This window comes from Burkholderia sp. Ac-20384, assembly GCF_017104605.1.
GTDB classification, from domain to species: domain Bacteria; phylum Pseudomonadota; class Gammaproteobacteria; order Burkholderiales; family Burkholderiaceae; genus Burkholderia; species Burkholderia lata.
Genome location: NZ_JAAGPE010000339.1, coordinates 1 through 9,043, shown reverse-complemented (window position 1 = coordinate 9,043; position 9,043 = coordinate 1). Strand labels below are relative to the sequence as shown.

Genomic DNA, 9,043 nt, shown 5'->3' with positions numbered 1-9,043 from the left:
GCGCCCGATCGGCGCGCGCACCGGCGTGTGCCCGGTGCAGGTCAGCGACAGCCCGGCCTGCCGCGCCGGATCGGCGAGCCCCTGGACGAGATCGCGGCCCCAGATCAGCCGCTCGCGCACGTCGTGCGCATAGCTGCCGGTGTCGAGATCGGCGTCCGAGCCGAAGAATTCCGCATGCAGCACGTTGAAGCGCCCGGGGCCGTCGCCGATCACCCGCACCAGCGGCAGCGCGTCGACGCGCGCTGCATGTGCGTGCAGCCGTTCCGGCGGCAGGTCGGCGCCCCAGTCGCCGCCGATCCCGCGCCACGCGTCGGGCGACAGCTTGCCGCGTGCCACGAGGCTCATCACTTCCTCGTGATTGCCGCGCACCACGTGGCACCACGGGCGGTCGAGCAGGTCGAGCGTGGTTTCGGAGGCCGGGCCGCGGTCGACGAGGTCGCCGACCGAGAACAGGCGGTCGCGAGCGGGATCGAAGCGGGTGTCGTGCAGCAGCGCGCGCAGCACATCCACGCAGCCGTGCAGGTCGCCGACGACGAAGTCGCGGCCGACCGTGTTCGCCGGATGGTGGCAGAGGGGGGCGGTGGCAGTCATCCCATTATCTTAGGCGCTCGCGCCCATCGCCACGTCACGATGGAATGACGATAATCGGGGCAGTACCCGCCGGTGCGGCGCAGCGGGCGATCCCGCACGCCGGCCGAAACCTTTCCATCCGCTTTCGGAATGACACGATGACGCTTTATCCGCAGGTATTACGCAACCGGCCGCGCATGGTCGCGGCGTTCGTCGCCGGCGTGCTGTGCGCGCTGCTGCTGCCGTTTCAGCTGCGTCCGACCGTGCGTGCGCTGATCGGCTGGGATTGTGCGATCTGGCTGTATCTCGTGCTGATGTGGGTGCGCATGGTCACCGCGCACCATCACAAGGTGCGCGAAGTCGCGATCCGCGAGGATGAAAACGCGACGACCGTGCTGACCGTCGTGTGTCTCGCGACCGTCGCGAGCGTTGCCGCGATCGCGATCGAGCTCGCGACCGCCAAGAGCGTCGGCTTCAGCGCGGGGCTCAGCCACTACGCGATCACGGCCGCGACGCTGTTCGGCGCGTGGTTCCTGATCCCGACGATCTTCACGCTGCACTATGCGCGGCTCTATTACGGCTCGCCGAGCGGCGATCGCGCGCTGCGCTTCCCGGACCAGAATCCCGAACCCGATTACTGGGATTTCCTGTATTTCGCGTTCACGATCGCGGTCGCGTCGCAGACGGCCGACGTGTCGATGACGAACCGCTCCGCACGGCGCTCGGTGCTCGCGCAGTCGATCCTGTCGTTCTACTTCAACATGGCCGTGCTCGGGCTGTCGATCAACGTCGCGGCGGGCCTGCTGAGCTGACGCAGGCCCAGGTCATCCGCAGCGTTACTTGAGCAGGTCGTACGGGCCGCCGCGCTCCAGCGCCCGCTGGTACGCGGGCCGCGCGTGGATCGCGTCGAGGAAGCGCGCGATCGCCGGATACCGGCTGCCGCCCCCGCGCGCGGTCGCGGCTTCGAGCGGAAAGCTCATCTGGATATCGGCTGCGCTGAAGCCATCGCCAACGAACCAGCCGGTGCGGCTTAACGTGTCGTCGAGATAGCCGAGATGCAGGGCGATCTGCGGATCGACGAAGCTCGACTGCAGCGTGTCCGCGATCTTGCGCGCGATCGGCCGGGCGAAGAACGGCATCGGCGCATGCGCGATCCGCAGCGCGACGAGCTTGAGCAGCAGCGGCGGCATCGCCGACCCTTCCGCGTAATGCAGCCAGTACGTGTAGTCATGCCGCTCGGGCGTGCCGGGCGGCGGCGCCAGGCGCCCGTTGCCGTAGCGTTCGACCAGGTATTCGATGATCGCGCCCGATTCGGCGTACGTACGGCCGTCGTCGGTGACGACCGGCGACTTGCCGAGCGGATGGATCGCGCGCAACTCGGGCGGCGCGAGCATCGTCTTCGGATCGCGTGCGTAGCGCACGATCTCGTACGGCACATCCAGTTCTTCGAGCAGCCAGAGCACGCGCTGCGAGCGCGAGTTGTTCAGGTGATGGACGGTGAGCATGTCGACGCCGGAAGTGGGGGCGGGAACGACATCATACCCAGCGCGCGTGGCGCGTACGCGAAACGCATCACGCGCCGCGACGAGCCGCGTCTGGCCGACCGAGCCTGGCCGGCCGCCCCGCTTCATCATGCGCGCCGCACCGCGATCCACGCACCCCAGAACAAGCTTGCGAAAAAGCGCAGCGGCGCATCGAAGCCCGCATCGCGCAGCAGGCCGAACACGGCTTCCTCGGACGCGGGCGGATCGGCGCCCTGCAGGATCTTCGCGAGTTGCGCGCGCACCGCGTCGGGCGTCGCGCCTTTCATGCGCCAGCGCTGCTGCCATGCGTCGAGCAGGCGAGGGTGGTCCGCGTAGCGGCGATGGTTGCCGGCGAGCACGAGCGGCGCGCCGGGTTTCAGGCGTCGCGCGATCGCGTGCAGCAGCGCCGCCTTCGCTTCGTCGCCGGGGACGTGATGCAGCACGCCGATCAGCGTCGCGCCGTCGAACGCGGGCGTGTCGGGCAACGCATCGACGCCGTCTTCGACGAACGCCGTGCGTGCGCCGCAGCCCGCGGCCTCGACGTTCAAGCGGGCCAGCGCGAGCATCGGCGCGGACGGGTCGACGGCCGTGAACCGCCAGCCCGGCTCGAGCGCGGCCGCCACGCAGATTTCCTGCCCGGTGCCGCCCGCGCCGGCAACGAGGATCCGCGCCTCGGGTGCGGCGATTGCCGATGCGAGCATGCACGCGGTGAGCTCGTGGCAGGCATCGTAGCCGGCGAGCGCGATGCGGGATTGCTCGGCGTATTCGTGCGCGCGTGCCGGATCGAATTTGGCGGCGCTGGCGGGAAGCGACATGGCGGGTTCCTCGGGTCGGGCGCGGACGACGTGTCCGCGAGCATGGCGCAGAGCGTAAGCGTGCGCGACCGCTGCAACAAGGCGAGCAGTCATTCCGGTATGGCGGCTACCCGACTCGCCGGGACCTGCAGGCGTGCGGGTTTTCCCGGGGTCGATTCGTATTTAAAAATGTCCGGGAGCGATGCATCGCGGTGGCGAAACCGGCGCATACTCGGTTCTCTCCCCCCGCCTGGCCGTCGCTTGCCGGGCCCCGATGCGCCGCGCCCCGCTGGCGCGGCCATGCCGCTCGGTACGCACGAGGAGCGCATGATGTCCGATTGTCCGCACGATCCGTATGCGCAGCACTACATTCACTGCTTGCCGTTCGGCGCCCAGCCCTGTGGCGCGCTTGGCGTGTCGCCGCGCACGCATTTTCGCGTGTGGGCGCCGGGCAGCACGCAGGTCCAGCTCGAACTCGATACCGGCTTCGGCCCGTTGCTCGTCCCGATGACGGCGGCCGGCACGAGCTGGTTCGAAGTCTTTGCCGATTGTGGTGCGGGTGCGCTTTACCGCTATCGCCTCGACGATGCGGTATCGATTCCCGATCCCGCGTCGCGCTCGCAACCCGAGGGGCTCAACGGCCCGAGCCAGGTCGTCGATCCGCGCGCGTTCACGTGGCGCAACACGTTCTGGCACGGGCGCGCGTGGGAAGACATCGCGCTCTATGCGATCCGTCCGCACGCGGTGGGCGGCTTCGACGGCGTGCGCCGGCGCTTGCCGCAACTCGCGCGCCTCGGCGTGACCGCGCTGGAGCTGCTCGCGTCGCCGCATGACAGCCTGCCGTTCGCGCCGCTCGCGGCGGAAGGCGGCCCCGACGCGCTGAAGGCGCTGATCGACGCCGCGCACGGCTACGGTCTCGCGGTGCTGCTGGAGCTCGACTACGCGCGCTTCGGCAGCGGCACCGATGCGCTGCGTCACTACGCGGCACCGTTCTTCCATACGCGCGACGATCCGCTGCAGGCGCCGCCGCTCGCGCTCGATCATCCGGAAGTCTGCGATTTCTTCTGCGACAACGCGCTGTACTGGATCGACGAGTACCGTTGCGACGGGCTGCGGCTGCGCGAAGCCGACCGGATCGGCGTGTCGTGGCTGCGCGAGATCGCGGACCGCGTGCGCGCGGCCGTGCCGGCCGATCGGCTGATCCATCTCGTACTCGGCAGCGAGCGGCATCCGGCGCATCTTGCCGATACCCATTTCGATGCGCAGTGGAACGGGTGCGGCGAACGCGCGCTGCACCGGCTGACGGGGCGCGACGCGTCGGCTCACGAAGGCATTTCCACGCACCAGTCGATCCACACGCTTGCCCGCGCGCTGACCGCGGCCGGGGCCGCATTCCAGCCGGCCGGGTCGGGAGAAGGCATGGCGGCCGACAGCGGGCTGTCGTTGACGTCGCTGGTGCTGTCCGATGGCGCGTGGCGCGACAGCGGGCAGGGCGACCACGGGCAGGAGGCCGGTCTGGCCGCACTTGCGCTGTCGCTGCTCACGCCGCAGATTCCGTTGATCTTCGATGAAACCGCGCGCGATGCCGATCGCGCGCATTTCGTGCAGTCGGCGCTTGCGGTGCGTGCGAAGCTGATCGCGCCGCGATTGTCCGATTGCCGGCCGCAGGAGGCGCATGCGCTGAAGTCGGACGGCGATGGCGATGCCGACGCGCTGCTCGCATCGTGGCGGCTTGCCGACGACGAGACGCTGACGATCGCGTTGAACCTGTCGCCCGAGGCGGTACCGTTCGACGCACCGAGAGGGCGAGTCGTGTTCGAGACGCCGGCGCGGGCGCGCGACCGGGTCGATGAAGGGGTGTTGCCGCCGTATGCGCTCGTTGCGTGGCTGACGGGTGATGTCAACCGGTATGCGCTTACGCACGATGCGCGTCGCATCGACGACGGCATGTGGCGCGGAATGCGTCCGAACCTGAACGCATGACGATGCGAGCGAGTAAAAGAATCTGAGAGGCCGGGCGCATTCGCGCCCGGCTGCACCGCAGGAAATCCCCGAATTACCAGAACCCGCGAATGCCCGCGATGCCGTATGCGCCGTGGCGGCGTGCATCGTCGAGGTGGGTACGCGTCATGCCGCCGAGCGCGAAGACGGGCATTGCGGCCGCGGCAGCCAGCGCGCCGAACTGTGCCCAGCCGAGCGTCGGCGCACCGGGATGGCTGAGCGTCGGCAACACGGGCGACAGCGTGACGAAATCCGCACCGGTGCGCGCGGCCAGCAGGAGGTCGTCGCGCGTGTGGCAGGCGGCGGACACCCATCTTCCGGCCGGCAACGGCCGCTGCACGGCGGCGCGCAAGGCGGTGCCGTCGAGATGCCAGCCGGCGCCGTCGAGCTGCATCACGCCGGCCGCATCGATTGGCCCGTTCAGCATCAGGTGCGCGCCGGCCGCGTTGCAGCGGGCGAGCGCCTCGGCGGCGAGTTGCGCGAACGCGGCTGCATCGAGCGATTTCACGCGCAGTTGCACGAGTGTCTCGCCGCGCGCGAGCACGGCCGACAGCCGGTCGAGGAACGCCGCGCCATCGGCTGCCGACGCGGACGCCGGCTCCGGCGTGATCACACAGCAGCGCGGCAGCGTGGCGTTCATCGCATGCGGCGAAGCGCGGCCGTCATTCGTCGGCCTCTTTCGCGATCTTCGGGTAGACGCGCACGAGCACGATGCGCGGCCCGTTCATCTTCTTGACGACGACGTCGAAGCGGTCGAACGACACGCGCTGCCCTTCAGTCGGCAGGTCGCTGAGCGCCTGGATCACGAGGCCGCCGACCGATTCCGCGCGGCCTTCGTCGATGTCGATGCCGAGCGCCTGTTCGAGCGATACGACGGGCAGGCTGCCCTTGCCCATCAGCGTGCCGTCGTCGAGGCGGCTCCAGTCGGCGTCGCCCTGGCGGAACTCGTCGTGAATCTGGCCGACCAGCGCGCCGAGCAGGTTGTCGAGCGTCAGGAAGCCGATCGGCTTCTCGCCCTTGTTGCCGACCAGCGCGAAGTGCGGCGCGCCCTTGCGGAAGCGGCGGAACAGGTCGAGTGCCGGCGTGTCGGGCTTCACGTACTGCACGGGGCGTACGTAGTCCGACAGGTCTTCGAGCGCTGCGCCGGCATGACGCGCGAGGAGCAGGTCCTTCAGGTGGATCAGCCCGCTCACCTGTTCGCGCGACGCATCCTCGAACAGCGGATAGCGGCTGAAGCGGTGCCGCGCGACGATCTCCATGTTGTCGGGCAGCGGCAGGTCGCGGCGCAGGCCGATCATTTCATGGGCCGGCCGCATCAGGTCCGACACCGTCATCGACGAAAAATCGAGCGAATGAGCGAGCGTGTTCCACTCGTCGTTGCTGTACGTGCCGCGCGCCGGCTGGGCCGGATTGCCGGCCGTGCTGCGGCGGCTGCGCAGGATCAGCTTCAGCTCGTCGGTCGAGTAGTGGGCGTCGCCGCCGTGGTCGGCGGACAACCCCGCGAGCCGCAGCACCGCGTTGGCGCTGTTGTTGAGCACCCAGATCGCCGGATACATCGCCCAGTAGAACGCGTAGAGCGGCAGCGCGACCCACAGGCCGACCTTCTCCGACTGGCGGATCGCCATCGACTTCGGCGCCAGTTCGCCGACGACGATGTGCAGGAACGAGATCAGCGAGAACGCGAACACCAGCGAGATCAGGTGCACGACACGTTCGGACTGCACGCCGATCAGGTCGAGCAGCGGGCCGAGCAGTTGCGCGAAGGCCGGTTCGCCGACCCAGCCGAGGCCGAGCGACGCGAGCGTGATGCCGAGCTGGCACGCGGAAAGATACGCGTCGAGCCGGCCGTGCACGATGCCGAGGATGCGGCCGCGCAGGCCGTGCTTGCGGGCCAGTGTCTTGACGCGCGTGGCGCGCAGTTTGACGAGGCCGAATTCGGCCGCAACGAAGAACCCGTTCAGGGCCACCAGGAACAACGCGCCGATGAGCGCGAAGATCTGTAACAAAGAAACACTCCGGTTATGACAGGCCCATCAGTATAGAGCCAGAAAGGAATTTGTAATGTGTCGGGCGGCCGATTGCTTACACCGGCGCCTCACCGGGGACGGAGAACGTGAGGGTGGCGGTTGCGCCGTCGGCGAACGCGTCGTGCGAGAACGTGCCGCCGTGTGCGAGCGCGACGCGCTGGCAGAGCGCGAGCGTCCAGGCAATCCGCTTGGCGTCGCGCTCGCGCAGCATCTCGCGTCGTGCGAACGATTCGAACGCGTGCGGCTGCGCGGGATCGGCGAGCGCACCGGCGTTGACGGTGCAGGTCGCGCGTGCGGTGAACTGCACGCCGTCGCGGGCGCACGCGAACGTCACGCGGCTACCGGCGGCGCTGGCTTCGACCGCGGTCGTCAGCATCGTCCAGAGCGCCTGCGCGATGCGTTCGCGGTCGGCGGTCAGCGACGGTTCGCCATCCGGCAGCGTCGCATCGAGCGCGACCTGCCGTGCGTCGGCGAGCGCAAAACGGACGAGCGCGATCGTGTCGTCGAGCAGCGCACGCAGCGCGAACGGCTGCGGCTTGAGGGCGAGCGTGCGCGTGTCGGCGCGCGGCGCGTCGAGCACGTCGTCGATCAGCGCGACCTGCTGGTCGATGCCGGTGCGGATGCCCGCAAGCGCGCGCTGCAGGTTCGGATCGGCATTGGCGAGCTGGCGCTCGAGCACGTACGCCCAGCTATGCATGGCGTTCAGCGGGCTGCGCAGGTCGTGCGACGCGGTGGAGAGCGCCTGGTCGCGCAGGAACAGCGCCGCCTGGGTGGCGTAATGCGCTGCGCGTTCGCGCAGCAGGTCGGCGGCGGGATCGACGGAAGTGGACGTCACGGAGCTGGCCTGTCGGAAGCGGTTGGCGTGGAAGTCACGCGAACCGCCATTATAGGGACGGTGCGTGTCACGCCGGCAGCGCGTCCTCGTCCTTTTTCCGGGCGTCGCCGTTCGGCAGCAGCTGGCACGCGAGCAGGCCGGCCAGCATCAGCGCGCAGCCGATGAGCGCGCGCAGCGTCAGCGTTTCGCCGAGCGCAGCCCAGCCGGCGATCGCCGCGAACACGCCTTCCATGCTGAAGATCACGGCCGCGTGCGCGGGCGCTGCATCGCGTTGCGCGACGACCTGCAGCGTATAGCCGACGCCGACCGACAGCAGGCCGCCGTAGAGCAGCGTCGGCAGCGCGTTGCGCAGCATCGTGCCGCTGACCGGCTCGACGACGAGGCCGACCGCGAGGCACGCCACGCCGCACACGACGAACTGCATGAACGCGAGCACGAGCGGATTGTGGCGCTTCGCGAAATGGCCGACGGCCATCACGTGCGCGGCGATGATCACGGCGCCGGCGAGCTGGAACCAGTCGCCGTACAGCACCGAGAAGTGCTCGTTGATGCTGAGGAAATACAGGCCGATCGCCGCGAGCAGCGCGCCGAACCACGTGCCCGGGCCGATCCGGTGACGGGCGAACACACCCATCAGCGGCACGATCACGACGTACAGCGAACTGATGAAGCCCGCGTTGGCGATACGCGTGTACTGCAGGCCGATCTGCTGCAGCGAAATCGATACCGCCAGCAGCCCGCCGAGCGCGAGGCCCGGCAGCAGCAGCTTCGGCTCACGGCGGATCGCCGCGAGTTGCGTGCGCGACGCCGTGTTCAGCAGCAGCAGCGGCACCAGCACCAGCGCGCCGAGCAGGAATCGGAGCCCGGTAAACAGGAACGGCCCGATCACGTCGAGGCTCAGGCGTTGGGCGACGAAAGCCGAGCCCCAGATTGCGGCGGCGGCGAGCATCAGCAGGTTGGCTCGGAGGTGCTTGCGGGCTTCGGGCTTCATTGGAATTCTTCTGAAGATTGCGGGCGGCGTAATCCGCTAGTTTACGCCGAGATTGCAAGGCTGTCGGCAAACCTGCGCAATGCGGCGGCGGCGCGTGCGTCGCGGCGGCGCCGCGGGCGGCGCGCCGCGGGGCGCGCGCCGGGGGGGCGTCGGAGTTGCTGATGATGGAGCTGCCTGCGCTTGTCGGCGCGCCGCGTTATCGCGGCGATGCGCTCGATGTGCTGCTCGGCCGGTTGCCGTCGCTGCATGTGCTGCATGAAGGCAAGCGCCTCGCGCTGTGGGCCGACTGGTGCGAGCAGGCG

General features: G+C 69.3%; 9 protein-coding genes. 2 read left to right on the top strand and 7 right to left on the bottom strand.

All coding sequences use genetic code 11. The annotated features are described in order from the left end of the window. Nucleotides 1–591: metallophosphoesterase (locus G3O00_RS36375; RefSeq protein ID WP_206145896.1), on the bottom strand; the 591-nt coding region annotated here is incomplete at its 3' end. A gap of 137 nt (nt 592–728) precedes the next feature. Between G3O00_RS36375 and G3O00_RS36370 the strand changes: the two genes are divergently transcribed. Further along, nucleotides 729–1,382, top strand: coding sequence for a DUF1345 domain-containing protein (locus tag G3O00_RS36370; RefSeq protein ID WP_011355843.1), 654 nt, complete (start codon nt 729–731; stop codon nt 1,380–1,382). 24 nt (nt 1,383–1,406) lie between these two features. Here the strand turns inward: G3O00_RS36370 and G3O00_RS36365 are convergent, their stop codons facing one another. Beyond that, nucleotides 1,407–2,075 (bottom strand): glutathione S-transferase, encoded by a 669-nt coding sequence (locus G3O00_RS36365; protein ID WP_206145898.1) that lies wholly within the window; start codon nt 2,073–2,075, stop codon nt 1,407–1,409. Between the two features lie 125 nt (nt 2,076–2,200). Then, nucleotides 2,201–2,908, bottom strand: coding sequence for a class I SAM-dependent methyltransferase (locus tag G3O00_RS36360; RefSeq protein WP_206145895.1), 708 nt, complete (start codon nt 2,906–2,908; stop codon nt 2,201–2,203). A 309-nt stretch (nt 2,909–3,217) separates the two neighbouring features. Between G3O00_RS36360 and G3O00_RS36355 the strand changes: the two genes are divergently transcribed. After that, nucleotides 3,218–4,870 carry a DUF3459 domain-containing protein gene (locus G3O00_RS36355; RefSeq protein ID WP_206145897.1) on the top strand — a complete coding sequence of 551 codons (1,653 nt, stop codon included), beginning with the start codon at nt 3,218–3,220 and terminating at the stop codon, nt 4,868–4,870. Between the two features lie 73 nt (nt 4,871–4,943). Here the strand turns inward: G3O00_RS36355 and G3O00_RS36350 are convergent, their stop codons facing one another. The 4 genes from G3O00_RS36350 to G3O00_RS36335 form a co-directional block, all read right to left on the bottom strand. Continuing rightward, nucleotides 4,944–5,528 carry a thiamine phosphate synthase gene (locus G3O00_RS36350; RefSeq protein ID WP_206145894.1) on the bottom strand — a complete coding sequence of 195 codons (585 nt, stop codon included), beginning with the start codon at nt 5,526–5,528 and terminating at the stop codon, nt 4,944–4,946. A gap of 22 nt (nt 5,529–5,550) precedes the next feature. After that, on the bottom strand, nt 5,551–6,894 hold the full coding sequence (locus G3O00_RS36345) for a hemolysin family protein (RefSeq protein WP_011355838.1): 1,344 nt from the start codon (nt 6,892–6,894) through the stop codon (nt 5,551–5,553). Between the two features lie 76 nt (nt 6,895–6,970). After that, on the bottom strand, nt 6,971–7,750 hold the full coding sequence (locus G3O00_RS36340) for a HAMP domain-containing sensor histidine kinase (RefSeq protein WP_206145893.1): 780 nt from the start codon (nt 7,748–7,750) through the stop codon (nt 6,971–6,973). A gap of 67 nt (nt 7,751–7,817) precedes the next feature. Further along, nucleotides 7,818–8,741, bottom strand: coding sequence for a DMT family transporter (locus G3O00_RS36335; protein WP_206145892.1), 924 nt, complete (start codon nt 8,739–8,741; stop codon nt 7,818–7,820). Nucleotides 8,742–9,043: the final 302 nt, after the last annotated feature.

Coding starts and splice junctions, on each gene's coding strand:
- G3O00_RS36370 (WP_011355843.1), top strand. CDS start 729: ATGACGCTTTATCCGCAGGTATTACGCAACCGGCCGCGCATGGTCGCG.
- G3O00_RS36365 (WP_206145898.1), bottom strand. CDS start 2,075: ATGCTCACCGTCCATCACCTGAACAACTCGCGCTCGCAGCGCGTGCTC.
- G3O00_RS36360 (WP_206145895.1), bottom strand. CDS start 2,908: ATGTCGCTTCCCGCCAGCGCCGCCAAATTCGATCCGGCACGCGCGCAC.
- G3O00_RS36355 (WP_206145897.1), top strand. CDS start 3,218: ATGTCCGATTGTCCGCACGATCCGTATGCGCAGCACTACATTCACTGC.
- G3O00_RS36350 (WP_206145894.1), bottom strand. CDS start 5,528: ATGAACGCCACGCTGCCGCGCTGCTGTGTGATCACGCCGGAGCCGGCG.
- G3O00_RS36335 (WP_206145892.1), bottom strand. CDS start 8,741: ATGAAGCCCGAAGCCCGCAAGCACCTCCGAGCCAACCTGCTGATGCTC.